Source organism: Vibrio sp. bablab_jr001, assembly GCF_016464285.1.
In the GTDB taxonomy this organism is placed as follows: domain Bacteria; phylum Pseudomonadota; class Gammaproteobacteria; order Enterobacterales; family Vibrionaceae; genus Vibrio; species Vibrio fluvialis.
On sequence record NZ_JACDWZ010000059.1, the window covers coordinates 1 to 22,785 of the forward strand.

Annotated in this window: 23 protein-coding genes and 1 pseudogene; 13 read left to right on the top strand and 11 right to left on the bottom strand. The window is 47.6% G+C overall.

The window, feature by feature from the left end; genetic code table 11:
* The 5 genes from JIG40_RS10175 to JIG40_RS10195 form a co-directional block, all read left to right on the top strand.
* Positions 1–199: hypothetical protein (locus JIG40_RS10175; RefSeq protein WP_199465301.1), on the top strand; the 199-nt coding region annotated here is incomplete at its 5' end.
* Positions 200–365: 166 nt separating this feature from the next.
* Entirely contained in the window at positions 366–2,519 is a 2,154-nt protein-coding gene (yccS, locus tag JIG40_RS10180) for a YccS family putative transporter (protein WP_024375576.1), read from the top strand.
* A 194-nt stretch (positions 2,520–2,713) separates the two neighbouring features.
* Positions 2,714–2,875 (top strand): hypothetical protein, encoded by a 162-nt coding sequence (locus tag JIG40_RS10185; protein ID WP_020433698.1) that lies wholly within the window; start codon positions 2,714–2,716, stop codon positions 2,873–2,875.
* 57 nt (positions 2,876–2,932) lie between these two features.
* Entirely contained in the window at positions 2,933–3,217 is a 285-nt protein-coding gene (locus JIG40_RS10190) for a hypothetical protein (protein WP_020329302.1), read from the top strand.
* A gap of 120 nt (positions 3,218–3,337) precedes the next feature.
* The gene (locus tag JIG40_RS10195; protein ID WP_199465302.1) at positions 3,338–4,600 is read left to right on the top strand and encodes a hydroxymethylglutaryl-CoA reductase; all 1,263 of its coding nucleotides are present in this window, start codon (positions 3,338–3,340) and stop codon (positions 4,598–4,600) included.
* Positions 4,601–4,648: 48 nt separating this feature from the next.
* Here JIG40_RS10195 and modC read toward each other — a convergent pair whose 3' ends face one another.
* From modC to JIG40_RS10215, 4 genes are read right to left on the bottom strand one after another with little or no spacing between them, the layout of a single operon-like run.
* Positions 4,649–5,758 (bottom strand): molybdenum ABC transporter ATP-binding protein ModC, encoded by a 1,110-nt coding sequence (modC, locus tag JIG40_RS10200; protein WP_199465303.1) that lies wholly within the window; start codon positions 5,756–5,758, stop codon positions 4,649–4,651.
* A complete protein-coding gene (modB, locus tag JIG40_RS10205; RefSeq protein ID WP_199465317.1) occupies positions 5,755–6,447 on the bottom strand; it encodes a molybdate ABC transporter permease subunit in 693 nt (230 codons plus the stop codon). The genes modC and modB overlap by 4 nt, the downstream gene beginning before the upstream one ends.
* 7 nt (positions 6,448–6,454) lie before the next feature.
* Positions 6,455–7,240: a molybdate ABC transporter substrate-binding protein gene (modA, locus tag JIG40_RS10210; protein ID WP_158129292.1), complete on the bottom strand. Its 786-nt coding sequence runs from the start codon at positions 7,238–7,240 to the stop codon at positions 6,455–6,457.
* Positions 7,237–8,721: a cobyric acid synthase gene (locus JIG40_RS10215; RefSeq protein WP_199465304.1), complete on the bottom strand. Its 1,485-nt coding sequence runs from the start codon at positions 8,719–8,721 to the stop codon at positions 7,237–7,239. The genes modA and JIG40_RS10215 overlap by 4 nt, the downstream gene beginning before the upstream one ends.
* A gap of 165 nt (positions 8,722–8,886) precedes the next feature.
* On the opposite strand from JIG40_RS10215, the gene JIG40_RS10220 reads away from it, so the two are divergent.
* The 3 genes from JIG40_RS10220 (at position 8,887) to JIG40_RS10230 (ending at position 10,753) form a co-directional block, all read left to right on the top strand.
* On the top strand, positions 8,887–9,261 hold the full coding sequence (locus tag JIG40_RS10220; protein ID WP_104965270.1) for a NirD/YgiW/YdeI family stress tolerance protein: 375 nt from the start codon (positions 8,887–8,889) through the stop codon (positions 9,259–9,261).
* A 152-nt stretch (positions 9,262–9,413) separates the two neighbouring features.
* On the top strand, positions 9,414–9,938 hold the full coding sequence (locus JIG40_RS10225; RefSeq protein ID WP_158146148.1) for a hypothetical protein: 525 nt from the start codon (positions 9,414–9,416) through the stop codon (positions 9,936–9,938).
* A gap of 134 nt (positions 9,939–10,072) precedes the next feature.
* Positions 10,073–10,753: a flagellar brake protein gene (locus JIG40_RS10230; protein ID WP_020433710.1), complete on the top strand. Its 681-nt coding sequence runs from the start codon at positions 10,073–10,075 to the stop codon at positions 10,751–10,753.
* A 5-nt stretch (positions 10,754–10,758) separates the two neighbouring features.
* On the opposite strand, the gene luxQ is transcribed toward JIG40_RS10230, so the two are convergent.
* The 6 genes and pseudogenes from luxQ to JIG40_RS22865 form a co-directional block, all read right to left on the bottom strand.
* Positions 10,759–13,326, bottom strand: a complete 2,568-nt coding sequence (gene luxQ, locus JIG40_RS10235; protein ID WP_020433712.1) for a quorum-sensing autoinducer 2 sensor kinase/phosphatase LuxQ — start codon at positions 13,324–13,326, stop codon at positions 10,759–10,761.
* A gap of 21 nt (positions 13,327–13,347) precedes the next feature.
* Entirely contained in the window at positions 13,348–14,445 is a 1,098-nt protein-coding gene (locus JIG40_RS10240; protein WP_024375537.1) for an autoinducer 2-binding periplasmic protein LuxP, read from the bottom strand.
* Positions 14,446–14,655: 210 nt separating this feature from the next.
* The gene (locus JIG40_RS10245) at positions 14,656–15,813 is read right to left on the bottom strand and encodes a conjugal transfer protein TraF (RefSeq protein ID WP_199465305.1); all 1,158 of its coding nucleotides are present in this window, start codon (positions 15,811–15,813) and stop codon (positions 14,656–14,658) included.
* A gap of 113 nt (positions 15,814–15,926) precedes the next feature.
* Positions 15,927–16,208 carry a GIY-YIG nuclease family protein gene (locus JIG40_RS10250; protein ID WP_143682552.1) on the bottom strand — a complete coding sequence of 94 codons (282 nt, stop codon included), beginning with the start codon at positions 16,206–16,208 and terminating at the stop codon, positions 15,927–15,929.
* Between the two features lie 10 nt (positions 16,209–16,218).
* Positions 16,219–16,854, bottom strand: coding sequence for a YceH family protein (locus tag JIG40_RS10255; protein ID WP_199465306.1), 636 nt, complete (start codon positions 16,852–16,854; stop codon positions 16,219–16,221).
* A gap of 44 nt (positions 16,855–16,898) precedes the next feature.
* Positions 16,899–17,095: pseudogene (locus JIG40_RS22865) on the bottom strand (hypothetical protein).
* 189 nt (positions 17,096–17,284) lie between these two features.
* Between JIG40_RS22865 and JIG40_RS10260 the strand changes: the two are divergent.
* Entirely contained in the window at positions 17,285–17,602 is a 318-nt protein-coding gene (locus JIG40_RS10260) for a DUF496 family protein (RefSeq protein WP_020329287.1), read from the top strand.
* 161 nt (positions 17,603–17,763) lie between these two features.
* Here JIG40_RS10260 and JIG40_RS10265 read toward each other — a convergent pair whose 3' ends face one another.
* On the bottom strand, positions 17,764–18,732 hold the full coding sequence (locus JIG40_RS10265; RefSeq protein ID WP_199465307.1) for a tyrosine-type recombinase/integrase: 969 nt from the start codon (positions 18,730–18,732) through the stop codon (positions 17,764–17,766).
* A gap of 324 nt (positions 18,733–19,056) precedes the next feature.
* On the opposite strand from JIG40_RS10265, the gene JIG40_RS10270 reads away from it, so the two are divergent.
* The 4 genes from JIG40_RS10270 (at position 19,057) to JIG40_RS10290 (ending at position 22,761) form a co-directional block, all read left to right on the top strand.
* Positions 19,057–20,043, top strand: coding sequence for an ATP-binding protein (locus tag JIG40_RS10270; RefSeq protein WP_199465308.1), 987 nt, complete (start codon positions 19,057–19,059; stop codon positions 20,041–20,043).
* Between the two features lie 126 nt (positions 20,044–20,169).
* Positions 20,170–21,186 (top strand): HEPN domain-containing protein, encoded by a 1,017-nt coding sequence (locus JIG40_RS10275; protein ID WP_199465309.1) that lies wholly within the window; start codon positions 20,170–20,172, stop codon positions 21,184–21,186.
* Between the two features lie 163 nt (positions 21,187–21,349).
* Positions 21,350–22,147, top strand: coding sequence for a hypothetical protein (locus tag JIG40_RS10280; RefSeq protein ID WP_199465310.1), 798 nt, complete (start codon positions 21,350–21,352; stop codon positions 22,145–22,147).
* 206 nt (positions 22,148–22,353) lie between these two features.
* Positions 22,354–22,761 carry a hypothetical protein gene (locus tag JIG40_RS10290; RefSeq protein ID WP_041943168.1) on the top strand — a complete coding sequence of 136 codons (408 nt, stop codon included), beginning with the start codon at positions 22,354–22,356 and terminating at the stop codon, positions 22,759–22,761.
* The last annotated feature ends 24 nt before the right edge of the window (positions 22,762–22,785 follow it).

The following is a 22,785-nucleotide window of genomic DNA, read 5'->3' on the forward strand; positions in this document are numbered from 1 at the left end:
CCGCTCTGAGCTGCAAATCAAACATCAGCTCAGTCAGCTCACCCCGAGTGAGACACTGGTGCTCATCACCCACAAAACCACCATGCTGGATGTGGTCGACCGGGTGATTGTGATGGAGAAGGGCTGCATCATCGCCGACGGTCCGAAAGAGATGGTGCTCAATGACCTACGCCACGGCAAAGTGAGAGTGGTGCAGTAAACATTTCACCTCTTAATGAAAGCGACAGGGTCAAAACTGTCGCTTTCTTTTTGCCATGTGAAAACGTCTTACTATATGGAAAATAAAATATTTTTATTCTCGATCAGATTCTGACACCCAGCTTCTGCTAAAATCACATTTTTCCGTCTGGCGTAAACGAATCACTGTGCAGCTACCCAATCAAATTCGGCTCTACTGGGCCAATAAAACCATTAATTATTGTGTACTGATCCTGATTACCTTGCTTGGCGTGGTGATCCCTGCCTGGCATTACAATCTCAATACCTGGGTCACACCGCTTATTCTGGGGGTGATCGCTGCCGCCCTCGCCGAGCGAGACGACAGCTTTACTGGTCGTCTTAAGGCGATCACACTGACGTTTATCTGTTTTGCGGTCGCCGCCTTTTCGATTGAAATTCTGTTCCGCACCCCACTGCTGTTCGCGATTGGCCTGTTTATCTCGACCTTTGGTTTTATCATGCTCGGTGCGATGGGTTCGCGCTACGCCAGTATTGCTTTTGGCTCCTTGCTGATCGCCATTTACACGATGTTGGGTGCCCACCAAAGCACCAACATCTGGTTCCAACCGCTGCTGCTGCTGACGGGCAGTGCTTGGTATTATCTGGTTTCGATGATCTGGCATGCTTTCTGGCCAATGCAGCCGGTACAACAAGATCTCGCTAATGTCTTCGTACAATTAGCCAACTACTTTGATGCAAAATCCAAGCTGTTTCACCCGGTATCTAACTTGGTTCCGCAGCCACATCGTATTACCGAAGCCAACCTGAATGCGGCCACCGTTAACGCATTAAACCAAGCCAAAGCGACGTTTCTCACCCGTTCGAAACGCGGTCATGTCGACAGTGCCAGTGACCGCTTTCTGAAAATCTATTTTCTGGCTCAGGATATTCATGAGCGAGCCAGTTCCACGCACTATCGCTATCAGGATCTGGCCGACAATTTTGGTCGCACCGATGTCCTGTTCCGTTTTAAGCATCTCTTGGAAACTCAAGCCAAAGCGTGCCGCGAAATCGCTCATTCGATACGTATTGGCCGCAGCTACCAACATGGCAGCGAATCGGTATTAGCGCTGGATGAACTGCAACTTTCTCTGACTCATTTACAGGAACAAAAACGGCCGGAATGGAAGATGTTGCTCGCCCAGCTCGGCTATCTGTTCAATAACCTCGCCACGGTGGAAAAGCAGCTCAGCAACGTTTCCAACCCGGATGTTTCCAAACCGGAAGAAGATGTGCTGGATGATACCGAAGCCCACACGCTCAAAACCATGTGGCTGCGCATTAAAGCCAACCTGAACAGAGATTCCTTGCTGTTCCGCCATGCGGTACGCATGTCGATTGCACTGACGCTGGGTTACGGCATTTTGCAGGGACTTGGACTGGAACGTGGCTACTGGATTCTGCTCACCACCCTGTTTGTTTGTCAGCCCAACTATGCGGCGACGCGTCAAAAGCTCACATCCCGGATTATCGGCACGTTGGCTGGTTTGCTGATTGGTGTGCCACTGCTGACATTCTTCCCTTCTCAGGAAAGCCAGTTGGTGTTGATCGTCTTTTCCGGCGTGATGTTCTTTGCCTTCCGACTCAACAACTACGGCTATGCGACTGGCTTTATCACGCTGCTGGTACTGTTCTGCTTCAACCAATTGGGTGAAGGGTTTGCAGTAGTCTTGCCGCGCCTGGCCGATACTCTGATTGGCTGCGCATTAGCGGTTGGCGCGGTTATCTTTATCCTGCCGGACTGGCAATCTAAACGACTGCACAAAGTGATGGCCGATGCGATTGACGCCAATAAACAGTATCTGGGGCAGATCATCGGCCAGTATCGGATTGGTAAAAAAGATAACCTGACTTACCGTATCGCCCGTCGTAACGCGCACAATCAGGATGCCGCGTTGGCTGCGGCGGTTAGTAACATGCTGGCAGAGCCGGGAAAATATCGCACCGCAACAGATGAGAGTTTCCGTTTTCTGACGCTGAACCACGCGCTGCTGAGCTACATTTCTGCATTGGGTGCCCATCGAACTCGCATTGATGATGAAATCGTCCATCAACTCGTGCTCGATTCTCACCGCGTTATCCACCAGCATCTGGACGTTTTGTATCAACAGCTCTTTACTCACTGCGGTGATTGCGATACCAGCACCATTGATGATTCCGGACTGGAAAAGAGGCTGGCAGAATGGCGGGAAGAAGATGACAGCTCCGCCCGTATGGTGCTCCAACAACTGCATCTTATCTATCGAATGCTGCCGGAATTGCATTCGCTGGCCAGCAAATTTGCGGTTAGAGTTGGTTAAATATGCAACAAGTTTAAAGGGAGCCAAATTGGCTCTCTTTAACGTTTTGTTGGATAAACCCTGACAATGTTCGGACAAAAAAACATCGTTCAAATACTATTTTTGTACTCAGAAAAATCTTACAGAGTAAGACGGCCATGGGATATGAATACGAAGGATTGTTTCCGAAGAGTCGCAGTAGTCAGAGCGTGAGTATGAATACCATCCAGTTTGAACAGTTGAAATCACAGTTAAAGTTAATGACGCCGCAACAGCTGAAATCGTTGCAGGGCGAAATTCGTCATTCGTTGGAACAAGAGCAAACCAGCTTGTTGACCGACGAAGAGATGGATGTCATTGCGAGCTTGTTTTCCTGAGCAACTTGCACTTTCGAATATCCGAACTTAAGCTTTTAACAGTCTAGAGGAAAGCCAATGCCTGTTTCAGCCGTACAACCGGGATATTCGATCATCCAACAGTCATCCAAAATGGCTGAGGATGCTGCGCGCGAAATTCAGCAAAACAAAGCTTACAATCCTGTCGACATCACCGATAAAGCCATGGAGTTCAATAAAGTTGAGCTCGATAAACCCCGCCGTAACGATCCCGTTGATCCTCTCATCAAACTGAATCAGTCCCAGCAATACGGCCGTATTGGCACCAACGTTTTGCAGCGCGATCAGGATATGATCGGCAGCCTGCTTGATATCAGCGTCTGACTCCCACACTCTCCCATTTTCTTTCTCCCGTTTTGTGCAAATTGTCAGTGTGTGTGTCGAAACATTGAGTTTGCGCCGCTCATCGGTACAATGCACCCAAATTTTTGAATCAGTATCGCTATGCCAAAACTAAATCTGCAGCGTCGTGAAGGTGCCAGTGCTCTACAACAAACATTAACGACCGAACAGTTCACTTCTGCACTAGAACCCAAGCACACGCTTCCCACGACCAAGCTGACCTCTAGCCCCGCGCTCACCGAGAAGCATGTTCAGCAACGTTGGGAGAAGCTGGCATTAAGCAGTGCGCAAGACGCGTTGTTTGATCCGGTCACGGAACAGCAGATGACGGCATACGAAAAAAATATCGAGTATTTCATTGGTACCGTGAAAGTACCGGTTGGCGTAGCCGGGCCACTTCGTATCAATGGGCTGCATGCCAATGGTGATTACCTTATTCCATTGGCGACCACCGAAGCAGCACTGGTGGCCTCTTATCATCGTGGAAGCCGCCTGATCACCGCCGCTGGCGGTGCCAGTGCAATGCTGCTCAATGAGGGCGTGAGCCGAACTCCGGTATTTGCCTTTTATAATCTGGCGCAAGCCGGACAATTTGTCGCTTGGGTGACCACACAATACGATATTTTTAAGTCGATCGCCCAATCCACCACGGCGCACGGCAAACTGCATGACATCAACGTGACTCTGGAAGGCAATCATGTCTATCTGGTGTTTGAGTATCTGACCGGAGATGCGTCAGGGCAAAACATGGTGACGATTGCCACCAACGCCGTGTTTGAATTCATCATGCAGCATTCGCCGATTGAACCAGAGTACGCATTTCTGGACGGAAACCTGTCCGGTGATAAAAAGGCCAACAGCCACGTACTGCGCAGTGTACGCGGAAAAAAAGTCACCGCTGAAATCCATCTGACCGCAGCGCTGGTGAAAAAGTATCTGCACACCACTCCGGAAAAGATGGTCCAGTTTGGGCACATGACCACACTCGGGGGCGCGTTGAGCGGTAGCATCGGTGTCAATGCGCATTACGCCAATGCGCTGGCAGCACTCTACGTCGCTAGTGGTCAGGATGCGGCTTGTGTGGCGGAATCCGCCGTGGGCATTACCCGCATGGAAGTGAACAAGCACGGCGGCCTTTATGCGAGCGTCACCCTGCCGAATCTGATGGTCGGTACGGTAGGCGGCGGTACGGGTTTACCGAGCCAGAAAGCCTGTCTCGATATTCTTGGTTTAGCTGGCAATGGCCATGCCCGAGCCTTGGCGGAAGTTGCGGCCGGACTATGTCTGGCTGGTGAACTGTCCATCGTTGGCGCATTCAGCGCAGGCCATTTCTCGCGTGCGCACCACAAACTGGCTCGCGGCTAACCAAATCACTTCCTAATAAAAAGCCTTCTGTATCAGAAGGCTTTTTTGTCATACATGACTTAATGCGACATCTCGCTGGGATACGCTCACCCCTTTGATCTGCGCGTAAACCGCCATACCCGGTTGTAGTGCGAGATCCTGCAACGCCCATTCGGTGATGGTCGCCCACAAGAAGCAATCCGGAGCCAGTTCCAGCTTCAGAGCAATACTTTTCTTGTGTTCACCTTGTTGATGGTGCTCAATATCCGCAATATGCGCAGCAAGAATATTACGAATGGAGGTCTTGCCGGGTTTATCGAGTGTCACTGAGACATCGTTGGCTCGAATCTGTAAGCGAATCGGCGCATTCAGCTCTCCATCCACCTGTTGCACCCAAAGACCCACTTGCGGAGCCAGCATAATCTGAGTTAAGCCAAATTGGGGATGATGCTGGGCAATGTTACCGGAGAAGAGCGTGCTCTGATCGCTGAACGATTGCCACGGACGCATGCTGTGCGATGACCAGACTTGTTCAATCGGCCCCGAAGCCACCACACTGCCCTGCTCTAGCACCACCAGATGTTCGGCCAGACGCAGAATCTCATTCATACTGTGCGTCACATACAGGATCGGAATTTCAACTTGCTGCGCCAACTGCTCAAGAAACGGCATCACTTCACGTTTACGGGGCATATCCAGTGAAGCCAGCGGCTCATCCATAAGCAGCAAATCGGGTTTAGACAGTAACGCCCGTCCAATCGCCACGCGCTGCTTCTCACCACCTGATAACGCGCTCGGATAACGATCTAACAAAGGTTCCAGCGCCAGTAGGGAAACAACCGAAGCGAAGTAGTTGGCATCTTTCTCGCGCACGCCGTAGTTCAGATTACCGCGCACCGTGTAATGTGGAAATAATCTGGCTTCCTGAAACACATAGCCAATCCGACGCTTTTCTATCGGCAGATTGATGCCTCGTTCGCGGCTGAACAACACACGTTCCTGAATCGTTATCTCGCCGCTGTCTGGCGAAATTAACCCGCTGATAACGTTAATCAACGAGGTTTTGCCTGCGCCAGAACGGCCAAAGATGGCGGTAATCCCCTTGCCTGGTAGCGTCAGCGACACATCAAGCTTGGTTGAGCCTAAGGTCTTCGTAAACTGCACTCGCAACGCGCTCATCGGCTGACCCCCAGTTTACGTTTCATTCTTCGGCTGACCCACTCAGAGATAAAGAGTGAAAGCAGTGCAATCACGATGGAAATAATGCACAGCCTGGCTGCTTCCATCTCTGCACCCGGCGTTTCCAGAAAGTTATACATTGCCAACGGAATAGTTTGCGTCTCACCGGGGATATTCGAGACAAAACTGATGGTCGCACCAAACTCACCAAGGCTGCGGGCAAATGAAAGCATTACCCCCGTAATCACGCCCGGCAACGTCAGCGGCAACGTAATGGTCGCAAACACTTTAAGCGGCGATGCGCCTAGCGTGCGGGCCGCCTGCTCAAGCTTAGGATCCACGCTTTCCAGGCTGAGCCGGATGGAACGAACCATCAACGGCAAAGCAATCACCACACACGCCAGTACGGCACCACGCCAGCTAAAGCTGAACGAGATACCAAACCAGGCATCCAGCCACTGGCCAATAGCGCCCTGCTTGCCCATGGATATCAGCAGCAGATAACCCACCACCACCGGCGGCAGCACCAATGGCAGGTGCACCAAGCTATCAAGCGCACTTTTGCCCACGAACTCTTTGCGTGCCAGCAACCAACCAATACACAAGCCGATTGGCAGCAACCACAATACGGCATACCCAGCCACTTTGAGGCTGAGCAGGAGTGCCGTTAATTCGTAGTCGCTTAGCAGCGTGATATTACTCAGCAAATTTCTCAGTTCCCATATCCGTGCGGAAGCCGTAATGCTCCATCACCGCTTTAGCTTTATCAGACTCCAGAAATTCGACAAACGCACGGCTGGCGTCTTTATCGGTAATTCGCACCAGCGGATAGTGAATCGCGCTGTGCAGCGCGGGATCAAACGTCGACACGATTGCCACGTTGTCGGTCAGAATCGCATCGGTTTTATACACCATACCCAGCGGTGCTTCGCCGCGCTCAACCAAGGCCAAAGCCAGACGTACGTTGTTGGTCTGCGCCAGTTTCGGTTGTACGGTTTCCCACACGCCCAAGTTGGTCAGCGCTTCTTTGGAGTACATACCAACAGGTACAGCATCGGTATTACCGACTGCCATGCGAGAGTCTTTCAACACACTTTGCCACTCTTGCTTGTTGGCAACATCAAACGGTTTTTGTTCTGACTTCGCCGGTTTGATCAGCACCAGCTGGTTTCCTGCCAAAAGAGTGACATTGTCACGCTTAACAATTTTCTTTTCGATCAGATGTGAAACCCATTTTTCATTCGCGGACAGGAAAACATCGGCCGGTGCACCACGTTCAATCTGACGCGCCAATGAAGAAGAGCCGCCGTAAACAGGTACCACGTCGACATCGTGATCCGCTTCATACGCAGAAATAAGGTCATTGACCGCGTTGGTCATAGAAGACGCTGCGTAGATGTTAACGGTATCTTTTGCCCAAACAGGTGTGCTGGCCAATACAGCACTGAGCAAAAACGCGATTTTTTTTATTTGAGTGTTCATGATGAGAGTCCATTGAGTGCTGGCCATAGTAAAGCAAGATTCAGATGCTGCTCGATAGCATCAGCAATACGGTCGATCGCCTGCTCTTTTGCTGCAACATGATCATGCACTTGAATTGCGTCTGCGCCGGCCCACTGACAAATCAGTTCGGCAGCAGAAAAGGTATCAAATATACCGTGTAAATAGGTGCCAAGTATTTGATTGCAGTCACTGACTCGGCCATCTTGCTCACCATGGGTAAGTTCAATCACCCGTGTGCAGTTTGACGCTGGTGAAGACACACTGCGGCCGACGTGAATTTCGTAGCCGGAGACGGGTGTAGACTTACCGTTAAGATGTAAAGTTCCTTTGACGTTGGTGAGCTGCTTTTCGCCCGTCAGTGTCGTTTCCATGGCGAGTAAACCCAGACCTTCGCTGCTGCCGGGCTGACCTTCGACACCTTCGGGATCATGTACCCATTCGCCCAACATCTGATAGCCACCACAAATTCCCATCACTTTGCCACCTAAACGCAAATGACGCTGAATATCTTTGTCCCAGCCTTGCTGCTTCAGATACGCCAGATCAGCGCGAGTCGATTTGCTGCCAGGCAGAATGATCAGGTCGGCACGGTCTAAACGTTCACCCTTACCCACATAACGCAGGTTAATATCTGGATTGAGTCGCAACGCATCAAAATCGGTATGGTTGCTGATGCGGGTAAACACTGGCACCACAACATTGAGTTTGACCTGCTGGCCGACCACCTGATTGGCCGTGATTGCGTCTTCCGCTTCCAGATCAAAGCCGTGCAGATACGGCAGCACACCAATCACCGGCTTGCCTGTTTTTTCTTCCAGCCAGTCGAGACCGGATTGCAATAAACGAATGTCGCCACGAAAGCGGTTGATCACAAAACCTTTGACCCGGTTCTGCTCAGATTCAGACAACAGTGCCAACGTGCCAAACAGATGCGCAAACACGCCACCACGGTCAATGTCGGCCACAATAATAACGGGCACATCCGCTTCTTCGGCAAACCCCATATTGGCAATGTCATTTTCGCGCAGATTGATTTCTGCCGGGCTGCCTGCCCCTTCAATCATGATGCTTTCGTATTCACTTTGCAGACGAGAGAAGGAATCTAACACAGTATGCATCGCCACTTTTTTGTAATCATGGTAGCCGTTGGCCTCCATGTTGCTCAGTGCGCGCCCCTGTAGGATCACCTGCGCTCCGGTATCCGAGTTCGGTTTCAGCAACACCGGATTCATGTGCACGCTCGGCTCAATTCCACAAGCAAGGGCCTGCACTGCCTGTGCGCGGCCAATTTCACCACCGTCCGGCGTCACCGCGCTGTTGAGCGCCATATTTTGCGGTTTGAAGGGGGCAACACGAATCCCTTTTCGGGCCAACACCCGGCAGAGACCTGCCACCAGAACACTTTTTCCGGCATCGGACGTGGTGCCCTGCACCATCAGAGCGTTTAATGACGATTTCATAATTCTACTTATTGTGAAGTTTGTCTCATTGTATACCTGATCTGCTTAAAAAACAGAAGCCTGTAAAATGAACCGAAGATTAATAAGCAACTCAGTCAATATTCAAGCTGAGCATGATGAAATAGCCTCACTGAACAAAAACACCCAAATAAAAAGGAAATCATCATGAAAACATCAACGGCTTTTATCGCAGTTTCAACGCTGATCCTTGCTCCGACTCTGGCCTTTGCCGGCGAAAAGCACCATGAGCGTAACCAAATTCAGTTTAACGGTCCGGTTGAGGTTTCTTCGGTCCAGTCATTGCTGGATGACAGCACCCTGTTCGGCGACAAAGATGTGGTGGTTGAAGGCCATCTGCTGCGTCAGGTTCGCAAAGATACCTTTGTGTTCTCGGACGGAAAAACCGAGATTCAGGTTGAATTAGACGATGACATTCAGCTCAATACCCCACTGGATCCGCAAACCAAAGTCCGTCTGTATGGTGAGTTTGAAAACGGCCGCACACCCGAAATCGAAGTCGACCATATTCAACTGCTTTAGTTGTCAGTGGTAAAAAGTATGTCCTAATGCCCACTTTCACGATTCAAGTGAGTGTGTGAGGCGCTATTAGATTGAATTATTTAGTGAAATGGCCTGTAATTTGCAGGCCATTATTCTATATTCGAATTCTATTTTAATTAGGACGAACACCAATGCTTAAAAAAACTTGTCTGGCAGGCCTTGTGGCGATTGCCAGTGTCCTTCCGGCGACAGCGTCAGCAAACAATTTTAATTACAACTTTTTAGAGGTGAGAACCGCGCTGAGTCCTGAATCGTTTGGCGGAGAATTCAGCACGTTTTTTACTGAGAACTCACACTTCGTCGGCCGTGCCGATTCGCGCTTTGAAGGTGACTGGGATTTAGCGGGCGGTATCGGCTTTAATGGCCCTATCAACCAGTTTGCCGATATCTATGGCCAGATGTTGCTTCACAGCATTCGTGGTAACGGCGATGAAGACCATAAAACCGAAACCAATATGGAAATCAACATCGGCACACGTATCTGGCTAACCAGCCAAATTGAGGGTCACGCTCGTATCGGCCGCAACGATGACAACTCCGTATTCATTGCCGGCCTTCGTTTCCACTCCACACAACAAATGGTACTCAATGCAGAAGTGCGCAACGCTGGCGTTTGGGGACCACAAATCAGTATGGGTGTTCGCTTCCAATATTAAGTAAACGATGACAATGGGTGTCGCCTTTTCCTACATTCTGAATAATGAGAAAGGCGCCCCATGTAATATAATCTACAAGTTAACGCGATTCTTTGGCAGCGGCTGATCACCGAGTAGATTAAGACAGACCCCATATGGCAGCATCGAATTCTAAAGACCCATCCGATTTAATCAAATACCTCAAGCCCGGGATGAAAATTTCGGCGACGATCCAATTCGGCCCTGATGATAACTACGCATTCTCGACCTCCTTGGTTGGTTTCAAGGCGGAACAGTGTCTGATTCTCGATATGCCTATCAAGGCCCAAGAAGCGTTAGTGATGCGTAAACTGGTCAATGTTCAGATTGTGGTGCGTGGAATGAGCGATACCGAACTCGGTCATGTGATTGCGTTCAACACTTCTGTCATTCAGGTGATCTCTTCACCATGTGCGCTGATTTTCATTCGGCCACCGAAGCATTTTTTCACCAAAACCATTCGCGAACATGAACGCTACAAGATTTCGATTCCGGTGGCGCTGACTGAGAAATCTGAACAGCTTGAGCGCAGTTTCAACGGCACTCTGGTCGATTTTTCTATTTCAGGATGCGGAGTCTTTGTCTCTGGAGAGAATGAGCTGACGGTAAACAACACGATTCGAATCAGCAGTGAGCTTGATGCCCTGTTACCAGACGATCTCGCCTGCCACATCGCCAATATTCGCCGCCAGAGCAAAGGCCATATGATTGGAGTTCAGTTTAACAATCCACTGACGATGTCGGACGAACTGAAGATGGTTCTCTTTGACCAAACCTTCAAATCCGGCATACTTTAGAACGCTTACACAGACCACTCGGTATGGTCTTGTTTAAAGTTCACCAATGCTTTGTGCAGCGTATCTTCTTTGATCGGCTTGACGATCACGTATTCTGCACCGGCAGACATAAACGCTTGCTGAGTTTCCACCACGCCATCTGCGGTACAGGCGTAAACTGGTATTTCTAAGCCCATTTCTTGTTTGATGATGCGCGTGGCATCCACACCGTCGAGATACGGGAGTTGGTTGTCCATCAGAATCAGATCGTAACGCTGCTCTTTGACCTTTTCTATCGCCTGCAATCCATCCGTGACCCAGTCGACGACCATACCATATTTCTTGCAGAAGGCTTGTGCGATAAACGCGTTGGTATGGTTGTCCTCAACCAGCAGAACATGAATGCTGCCATCGAACAGTTCGTAACGTGATGCAGCTTCTTTACGCTCAATCGACTGCTTTTCAGAGGTAACACGTTCCATCGGCAATTCGATATTAAAACGTGTGCCTACACCAAACGTCGAGCTGACCTGCACCGTGCCGCCAAGCATTTCAATAAGGCTGTGCACAATGGCCAGCCCCAATCCACTGCCGCCATATTCGCGGGTATTGGTCGATTCTGCCTGAACAAACGGCTCAAAGATGATATTCAAATCTGCATCACGAATGCCAATACCTGTGTCCATGACCGAAATGGACAGGCGAGTGTCGCCCGCCTCTTGCAACAGATTCAGCTGAATGCTGATGGCGCCCTGATGGGTAAACTTCACGGCGTTATTGAGCAGATTAAACAGAATCTGATTCAGACGTACCTGGTCCGCATTTACAATCATTGTTTGGTCGATATTGCTGTCAATCGAGAGATCCAAGCCTTTCTCACGACACAATGGACGATAAATTCGTTCAATGGCCGACACCACATCGACCAACGGGAAATGGGTCTTCTGAATCCGGAATTTACCCTGCTCTATCTTTGAGAAATCCAGAATGTCATTCAGTACTGCCAGCAGATGTTCACCACTGCTGCACAGCACATTAACCTGCTCGGCCTGCTCTTTTTCCTTCACTGTACGCTTAAGGAGTTGAGACACACCCAGAATCCCGTTCAGTGGCGTTCTCAGCTCATGGCTCATTTTCGCGAGGAAATCCGCTCTGACGCGTGCCGACTCTTCCGCTTCTCTGCGTGCAATACGGCTCTGCTTTTCCGCTTCCGCAATCGAAGTGACATCCTGGCCCTGAGTAATGATCGATTCGATACGGTTCTCCACCACAATCGGCGACAGGTTCCACAGGAACACTTTGTCGTCGACTTCGGTGTTCACTTCTTTGAGAATCTCGCCTTTTGCCGCCAGTTTGATCTGCGGGATCAACTGACGTTTCAGCACAGAGAATAAGGAATGATATTCCGCATTATTGCGTAAAAAATGCTTTTGAGCCGAAGGGTTCATACGAATCAGCTCACCGTCTGCCGTCCAGAGAATGGTTGGCGACAGAGCGAAGTTAAACAGATCCTCAAATTGCTTTTCCTGCGCAGACAGGCGTTGGAAAGTGTGTTCGAGCGTGCGACCGAAGTGGTCAAATTCGTAAATTTTTGAGCCTGGGAAGAAGTCATCCAGTCCACGCTCCGCCACTTTATGGGTGTAGGTCATCAACCCTTCAATTTCCGACTCAATACGTCGCTGCAACCACCAACGCGTCAGTATGGAGACACCCACCATCGCCACCAGCGCAAAAACCATCCAGAAATAGTAATTGTCACGTAGGCTCAACGCATTCTCGTTACTCTGCACTGAGTAAACACTGAGATACGTCGGCACCCCTTCCACTTCCAGAACCGTTTTCGCCACCATATTTTTGTCGTACAGCATGTCGCTCATACCGTCCTGCAACACATCGAACGCTGTATAGGATTCGTCTCCATTCAGAGTCGACGCCAAAACTTCTGAACCAACGGTCAAAATCAGGTTCTGCGAGTTACTGCTGTCACGAATGGTCTCGATTAACGCAAAGTTGTTGTTGAGTACAATACTGACGTAGAGAAAACCGATGACTTCGCCGGTTGCGGTATCCACAATCGGTGAGCGGCGAACAAGCAGGTAGGCCGTGCCTAACTCTGAAGGCGTTTGGATTAGGTGCCAATTACTGCTGATTGACACTTTTCGGATGATGGCATTGAGCTCTTTCGACTGAACCCCATAAAACTGAGAGTTGCCGTCTTCCCATACCATCTCTTTGAGGTCGGTAATGAAACGAATATCCGGCGTATTGTTGAGTTCAAGCTGGTCAACACTGAGAAAGTACTGATCCAGTGCGTCATTAGTATCGCCGTGCAGAGCCTGAATCAAACTGGCATTTTTTGCGCTACTGTCCTGATGAATCTGCAGCGTGGCCAATCGGTAATTGAACAGGTTCTGAATCAGGCTGGAGGTTTGAGTTGAAGTGCGGGCCACTTCCTGTGAGATCAAACGACTGCTGATTTGATAGCTTTGAAACAGTACCGTCAACGTCAGCGCACCAAGCACCGTCACAATCGCTCGGCTGATGAACGTTGCGATTTTTCTTTTCTGTTTGACTGTGCTTGATCTGATGCCCACTCAGTGTTCCTTTGCTACCGATTAACGATCGGAATAACGAAATGCTCGTTGCTTAAATACATCGATTTTCTGCGAACTATCTTCTTTGGTGACAATCTCAAAGTCGCCGGAATAGACCACTGGCACCGCCTCGCCTTCAAGGTCGCGTTTGATGGCTTCCGCCATTGCAATGCCCGTATCGTCGTTGATGCGCATCACGGTCACATCCAGATGCCCTTCATTCAGCGCTTCAAGCTCTGCCGAACCACCGCCCCAGCCGTTCACCTGAATGTCTTCACGATTCTGCTCTTGCAACGCTTGCGCAGCACCCAGTGCCACGTCCGTTGAACAGGCATAAATAAATTTGATGTCCGGATCGTTTTTCAGAATGTTGAGCGTTGCTTCGTAGCCGCTCTCCTGAGTGGCTTTGGTGTAGTAAGAAGAGGCCAGCTGATAATCACCAGTGCCTTCCATCTGCTGAATAAAAGTGTCGCCACGTGCGTCGCTGACGTAGCCTTCAGAGAAATACAGCACGGAATATTTGCTGCCTTTAGGCACGTGTTCGCGATAATACTGCGCCAGTTGCTGCGCGCCGGTTTCGTGGTCAAAGCCCACATACATCATCGGCTGACGGCTATCCCAGTCTCTGACCGGAGTAGTGATATTCTGAAGAATCAATTTGGTTGGAGAAGAGCTGAGAACATGTTCGATAAACTTGCGGTGACGCGTAGTGTCGAGAGTAAAGATCAGATAATCGGTGTTGTTTTTCAGTGCTTCCATCAAAGAAAGGCTTTGCTGACGCATATCCAGATTAGGCCGCGTAAAAACCTGATTGATTTGGTACTCAATCCCCAGCTCTTCCAGACGCATCTCAAACGCCTTAATGTTGCGAATCCAGTAATCTGAAATCTGCTGGCCCGGGTAGACGACCGAAATGGTCACAGGCTTGCTTTGTTTGACATTCAGCCTTGCCGGCGATTGTCTGACCGCATTAGAAAGCGACTCCGTCAACGTCTTCTGTTGCGGATTTGCATTCAGAAACTCTTGATAATGCCAGTAACCATTCAGTACTTGAGACGAATACGCAAAGGCTAAAGGAGCAAAACAGAGGCAAACTATAAGTAGTAGTGTTTTTTTCATTTGAGTACCAAACGCAACGTTTGTGATTAGGATACGACTTTCTGGCCCGATGCTCTGCCCTATCAACTGAAAGTTTTCCTTATTCATCAAAGAATAAGGAAAACTAAGCAGCTACGATTATTAAGCATACGGCGTACAAATAAAAGCGCAGACATGCAAAAATCTGTCAACATGTCTGCAACTGCTGAAATAAACCGCAACCCGTCGGCGTTAGAAAGTGAAAGCCAGGTTGGCAGACAGCCCATATTGATAGTTACCCGCATAATTGGCGGCTAGGTCCACACTGACTAAATCACCGGGACTGATCCCCAGACCGGCCGTGATCGAGTTATCTAACGTGCTTTCCAAATCAATCTCATAACCCGCTCGCAGCTGCGCCCACCCCCACGCATTGCCTTCCACACCAAATCGCAGGAACTGAGTATCATCATCCACACCTTTAAAACGCTTCTGTTTGGTCAAATCCCAGTCGACCGCCAGTGCAAGGAAGTCAGTAACATACCCACCGGAGACTGTCACCTGCGGATCAAGCGTATAACTACTCTGGTCATCGTAAGTTTTAATTTCCTGAGAAATCAGGTCTTTTGCTGCAATACCAGCCCTGAAGTTATCTTTTAACCACACGGCACCAATATCGAGGTTGAAGGCATTCTTGGAAGTTTTGCTCTGATCGTAGTCGCTCAGGTCAAAGTCCTGTACCGTCACCACCTCTTTGTATGTTCGCAGTTCCTGAATTTTGGGCGTAATCCCAATCGCTATCTGTTGGCCTTGTAGCGTAAACAGCTTCGCGACGGCCACACCATATTCCGAATAGCCAAAGGCCAGCATGTTAACGTAGGAATTCTGATAACGCGTTTCGACATCGGATGCCGTATTGCCGGTGTTGGCGGCGATAGTGGAATCCGCCAGAATTTCCGCATAGCCACGGGCAAAAAAGTTCAGCGACACCGCATTCATGGGCAGCGCAACAGCAATCCCAGCTCCACCGGAAACCGCAAAAGGTTTGTCATCCGCTAAATCGTCAAGATAGCCGTTGAGCTGATTAATATTCTCCTGTGTCGCCGCGCCGACGCCTGCCGCTTCAAATTGATCAATGGAGCTTTGCAGATCATCAATGGTCGAAAGCGACTCATCCGAATCACGGATGTTCGCTCCCAGTGCAGGAACCAGCAGCCCGACCGAGTCCCGGTCACGATACACCGCTGTCAGCGCCGGATTGTAGAAAGGCGCCAGTAAATAGTCTGAAGTTGTTACGCCGGTATTGCCCATCGCGTTACCACGAGCATCCGCAACGCTATTGGCAGCGTAAGCAGACAAAGGACAAATACCAAACATGATCACTGCTGAAAGATATTTATAATGATGCATTTCCTTATTCACCTCTATGAGTCAGGCTCATAAACAAGGTTAATACAGAAATTCAGATTTCACCGATTAATGGCAGGCATTCACAGTCGTAAACGATGCCTGATTCACAATCGTTAGAGAAGAGAGGTTTGTCCGCACACCAGACGCTCTTTGTCGGCTTTGGACAGTTGTTTGATGCGGTATTCCAGTTTGAGGGCGTCGCCTTTGCTCGGGCCGATTTCCTGTTGCCACGCCAGAGAAAGCGGGCCTTTTCCGCGCAAGGCTTTAGCACCCTGACCTTTCTGGTGCTGGGTAAAGCGCCGTTCAACATCGGTAGTGATGCCACAATACAGCGCGTTACTTGACGTCCGAACCAGATAAACCCACCAGTTCGGACTGACAATTTCCGAGTTCATTTGAACCCGATTACAGCTTTTGTTCGATAAGAGCGCGCAGTTCTGCGACCTCTTCACGCAGCGCCGCCACTTCCTGCTCTAACGCTTCAAGCTGAGAGTTTGAAGGTTCGTGCTCAGAGAAGCTCGCCAAGCTGTCAAAATCAACGTCGCCAGAAAACAGATGCTGATAACGCGATTCACGTTTGCCCGGTTCACGCGGCAGTTTCACCACCAGAGAGCGGTTCGCCAGCTCTTCCAGTACCGCTTCGGTTTCTTTCACATCGCTAAAGTTACACAGGCGGTTGGTACGAGTTCTCAACTCGCCCGGCGTTTGCGCGCCGCGCAGCAGCAGGCAGCATACAATGCCAAGCTCTTTGTCGTTCAGTTTGAGATCACCGAATTCAGTGTTACAGAAGCGATGCTGATATTTCGATGCACGGCTATTAAAACCACTTTCATCACTCACCAAACGGCGGGCAATCAGGCCTTCTACGGCATCCTGCACATCCGCTTCGGATAGCGACAGCACCGGTTCACGGTTACTTTTCTGGTTACAAGCGGTCGTCAGGCTGTTGAGCGTCAGCGGGTAGTGATCCGGAGTGGTAACTTCTTTTTCAATCAGGCAGCCAATAACGCGGGCCTCTAGCGGAGAAAGTTCGTAATTCATTGTCGTTTCCTTCTTTTATCGAGGCTGGCCTCGTGCTCCCATTCTTAATGTTCTGAAGTCAGTGAAAAGCGCACAATCCTGCCGTTTTCATCAATCATGACAACTTTAGAACGGTTTAATTCAATTTCTAGTAATTCAAGGCTTTGCCGTTCGCTGATGTAAGCTTGCCGAAGCTTGGGGCGAAGATCGGGCTCGACTGGCAATGCTTCTTGTTAGGAACAATAATTTCTGAGGGTTGCATGGTCGAATCATTGTTTCGTCATTAATTGGCCTCATGATATAGCGCAATTTCAGGCAAGTACAATCTCTGCGAATACCGAGTGACTATTTATTGGTCAAGGTGTTGTTAGGTTTGATCTAAAGGCTGTTATGAGCCTTGATGTTGTGTTTTAATCGTTGACAGTTGCATTCATTCTAGGAAAAGGGACCTATGAACAGCGTATTTGAAATCGTGAGTCTGGCTCGCCGTAAAAACAAACTAAAACGTGAACTTTTAGACAACGAGAAAAAAGTTCGTGATAACCGTAAGCGTGTTGATCTGCTGGAAAACCTGGTGGATTACATCAAACCTGATATGACTCAGGAAGAAATCATCGCTATCGTGAAAAACATGAAAGCGGACTACGAAGATCGTGTGGATGACCACATCATCAAGAGCGCAGAAATCTCAAAAGAGCGCCGTGAAATCAGCCGCCGCATTCGCGAACTGACTGAACAAGACAAACTGATGCACCAAGGCAAAAAATAAGCCTGACGCTTGAGTTTAAAACCCGCCCAATGGCGGGTTTTTTATTCCCGCCATACCTAGCAAACCCCAGTATTTTCAAGGCCTCCAGACATGCTCAATCACGTTTATATGCATCGATGTATAGTCTATGTGGTCAATTTGTGGATCATTTTCCGGCCACTTTAAAGGCTGTTTAAGGGGTTGAATTTGACCGCATCTTGCAGGTAATCCGGCGCGAAATGCGCGTAGGTCATCGTTTGTTGAATCGTCGCGTGGCCGAGTATTTTTTGCAGCGTGAGTATGTTGCCACCGTTCATCATAAAGTGGCTGGCGAACGTATGGCGAAGAACGTGGGCGGCCTGCCCTTTGGGCAAATCGAAATTGCACTGTTTGAGCTGAACGTAAAACTCGGCGTAACAATCTTTGAACAATCGGCCAGATTTGCCTGTGACGATTTCATCTTGCAGTGCCTGGCTGATCGGCACCGTTCGGTCTTTCCCGTTCTTGGTATCGAGAAAGGTCACTTTGCAATGGCTGACCGTACTGCCCTTTAACTCTTCTGCTTCGCCCCATCGAGCACCTGTAGCCAAACAGAGCTTAGCAACCTTGTAGCTATCGCCAGAAAGCACACTGAGCAAGTGATTCATTTCATCAACCGAGAGAAACGCCATTTCGCGCGTTTTGGGGACTTTCAGCTTAAAGCCAGAAACCGGATGCGGGTTGTGGAACTCCTTCACCGCGATGAGCGCGGTAAATACATTGCTCAAACAGTTCATTTTGCGGTTGAAGGTAGTCATCGCCCTGCCCTTGTTGAGCTGAGCCATTCGGTAATCTGCGAGCAGTTTGTGGGTGATCTGGTGCGCTTTAGGAAAGCCGAGTTCCTTATCGACCAGTTTCACTTCCTTCAGGTAGGCTTCAGCGGTTTTCTTCGATTGCCCTTCGTACTTCCACCACAGTTCAATCAATTCACTCAGTGAACGACGATCGGCAGGCTTCTCTAACCACTCTTTATCATGGGCCGTTGCCAGCACATGCTTTTCATATTGGGTGGCTTCGAACTTGGTATCGAACTGGCGGCGATAGCGTTTACCATTCCGGCCTTGCGGCCGCAAGTCAACCAACCACTTCTTACCCTCTTTCTTAATGCTCATACTCTGCTCACTCAACAACATGAGCAGAAATGATAAAACACAACTGTACATAAACACAGTGTTTAAATCACACAGAAATGCACATTGGTGCTTAATAGTGGCGATAAAACCCAAACTGATCACACCAAACGACTCACTCGTTTGATACTGTGGATGTGTTTCATTTGTCAGTTGTGAACAATCTATCTCAGAGCGTATGTTCCCAGTTTGGCAAGGTGTAATAGATAGACGCTGTCTGCATTTTGTTTTGGACTTATACGGACAAAGTCTAGTTAAAAGAGACTGTTAGCCCACCTAATAATAAAGTTCTATGGAAATTACATAATGACAACAATATATTTTCCGAGCAAGTTTGATAGAGATACTCTTTCAGAATTTTTCGAAACACTAGATGGGCATCAAGATACTCCAGATGTTTGTTTAGACTGCTCGACACTTACTTATTCAAATCCAACAGCTATGTTGGTGGCTGGTTCGAAAATCCGTGGTTGGGTGATGTCTAGGCATAAGCGAGGTATTACAACTAGAAAAGCTGGAGATGATACTGTGTCTAATGTGCACTCCTATTTGATGCACATTGGTTTCTTCGATTTCATTCATATGGGTTGTGGTAAACAAGTGGGAGAAGCTCGAGGTTCATCCTCATATTTACCAATAACGAGAATTACTAAACCGGATTTCTCGGCTGGTGAACTAGCTCTAGAAAAGTGGTACGAAGATATTATGTCTGCCGTGCGTGGACTTGCTAAAGTCGTTTCAGGCACTTTAGAGGATACTCAGGAAAATCGCCTTTATAACTACGCCTTCAGAGAGATAATTAGAAACGTGTTTGAGCATTCCGGTGCAACAGAGTGTTATGTGTGTGGACAGCGTTGGTGGAATGGACAAGTTGAAATCACGGTGGTCGATGAGGGGGTTGGTATCGCTAATACTCTCAAAGAGTCTCAAGGGTGTATAACAGATGCAGAAAGTCTCCAGTTGGCGATCAAACCAGGTGTTTCCCGAACGACGAACATGAGTGAAGAAGATAACAAGTTTGATAACTCTGGTTTTGGTTTATATGTCCTGACTGAGCTAGCTTCAAGTTTTGGGTGGTATGTATTAGGTAGCTCTACGTCAAGAATCGTAGGTTATGGAAAAAACATAGATGTTGAAGACCTGCAGTTTAATGGGACTTATTTTGGTATGCGTTTGCAAAGAGCGCCATCTCAGTTCTCTGACCTATTGAATGATATTATCCAAGCAGGTGAAATCGAAGCTCAAGCAAGTGGTATTACTAGGAAAGCTTCGGGGATGTCAAAGTTGCTCTAACTCGGTGGGCTAACAAAGCATTTAAGAGTGATTCCCAACGCGTGGCATTTTTCATTCCACCGTAGGGCTTGTGTTTAAGGTGGCATGGCTCACTAGTTAACACGGCGTTATAAATTTTGGAGAACTATGAGTACAGAAGTAAATTATCTTATCCTATTTGATAAGAATAACTTTCAGTTTAGCGGTGTTGAAAAGTTTTCAAAGTTAATAGGTTTAGTCGAAGGGATTGAAATAAACGATGAGCTTAACGTCATTTTATATAATGGCAGCGAGTACCGGTTTCAGCTAGTAAGTGAAGGCGATAGGTTCGAAGCTCACAAAACAGAAATGTTCGACTTAATGATAGAATCAAAGAAAAATGAACATGACATCGACAATCTATCAAAATTATTACGAGAAATTAGAACGATAGTTTCAAATCAACAAGGTACGCTAACGCCCGTATTTGATGGAGTATCTGCGTACTACGCAGAGAAAGCCTACCCCGTTGTTCATAACATCGAGAACTTAATGCGAAAGCTGTATACAAAATTTACTTTGATACAGTTGGGTCCTAAGTGGATCGATAGCATCCCTAAAGATGTCGCTGGAGCTCCGAAGTTACAACAAAGTGGACATAACCCTCTTTATGATTTTGACTTTATTACAATTAATGATCTTCTATTTACCGATTATCCGTCAAAGCAAATTGACTCAACAGTACTTAAGGATATTAAACAAGGTAAGCTATCTCCTGAAGAAATAGAAAATTACATTCCTACTTCAAACTGGGAACGATACTTTACCGAATTAGTTGAGTGTGAGTCAAAATACCTACAAAAACGATGGAAGCAACTTTACGAACTTAGAAATAAAATTGCTCATAATAAACTTTTTACTAAATCAGATCTTGATAATGTAAAGAAAATTTCTGAAGAGGTAAAAAGTAAACTTATCCCTGCTCTTGAAAAAATCTCATCAGTTAATATTCCTGAAATTGCATTACCAGCCTCGAAAGAGGCTGATGCTGTTGAAGGTGAACTGTGCAAGAAGGAAGTTGTAGCTGTAGATGGTAAGCAAGAAGATGAACAAACAAGTGATTTGGGTACTATTGCTACAATTGCATTAGTTGGAGCATTTTTGGCTGCAATCGCACGTGCATAAATTTATAACAAATCATTTAAGATTGATTCCCAACGTGTGGCATTTTTGATGTCTAGCGTTGGGCTTTGTGTTTCGGCGTAATGTTTAAGGCTCAAAGTAGCGCTGCTCACCCCTTAACGCGGCGTTATGCATTTTACGCAAGTGCAAGTATAGGAGAATAGAATTGTCTTCATTTTCTAAGAGATATGGATATAACACTACAAGCGAAGTAGATATTACCGTCCGTGAAGATGCCCCTGAATCAATGAGGCATTTTTTGGTTCAATTTGCTTACGATTATGGTTTTAAACCTAGTAGGTTGCGTGACCTAGTTTGCAGAACATTAAGAGTTCGTCCTGATGAAAATAATTGGTCTGAGTATCCAAACATAGACGTTGAAGTTAAGAACTTAGTTGATAACTGTAAGTGGTATAGGGTTTACGATATTTACGAGCGTCTCTTTGAAATAATGGAGTGTAATTCTTACGATTACGACTTCCATGAAATTGAATCTGAGATTAACGATTTTCTTATCGAAAATGGTATTGGGTGGAAAGTAAGTGAAGGAAAATTCGAATTTCGAGGTCCAGAATCTTTCGAAGCCGTTATAAAGACAGCACAGACTAATGAACTGGAAAGTGGTCATATAACAGCAAGTCGGGAACTACATGAAGCGTTAAAAGATCTATCTCGTAGACCTAATCCAGATAATACTGGTGCAGTTCAACATGCAATGGCTTCATTAGAATGTGTAGCTCGAGAAGTTATTGGTGCTCCAAAGGCAAATCTTGGGCAGATAATGAAAGAGTATAAAGGTCGAATCCCACCGCCTTTGGATGATGCAGTTGTTAAAGCTTGGGGATACGCGTCTGAGAATGGTCGTCATATTCGAGAAGGACGGGAACCCAGTGATAATGAAGCCGAACTTATTGTTGGTATTTGCGCTGCAGTTGGTAACTATTTGGTGAAAAAAAATGCATAACAATCTGTTTAAGAGTGATTCGCAACGCGTGGCATTTTTACTATGCGTTGCGTTTAGTGTTTAAGGTGGTACACGGGAGCTTCGGTATTGTTTTACTCACACCTTAATCAGTTAGCAGGGGTTATGTCCAATATGCGTCAACACTCACATTATGGTACAGAATGTTTTAATAAGATTTCATTTTAAATCAAGCGCTAGGACTCATAATGGAAGATGTACAAGTACAAAAAGGTGAAGTTAACGATTCAAAATCGACAACTAAAAAGGTCACACTTGAGCAAGCAAACATAGCTTTAACTATAGCGATAAAAATAATAGTTATCGGTGTGTTACTTGCCTCTTTCAATGCTGGAAAGTCTGTCTATCAGCAATACGCACATTACGGACCAAGCTGTACGGAAAAAGCATCAAGTTTCCAATATTGGATAGATAAAGCCGGAAAAGAGAAAGGTAAAGTTGTTTCTGTACATCAATCACGTTTGCAAACAGAGAATGGAACTACACAGTGTTTTGGTCAGTTCCAAACCGAGAGTGGGCAATATAAGGATTGGAGTGGTTCTATCAGTGAGCTAACGAACAAAGAAGTAATTGGTTGGGCTAGAGTCTCCAATTAATTAAACATAGCAAACCTTCAAACC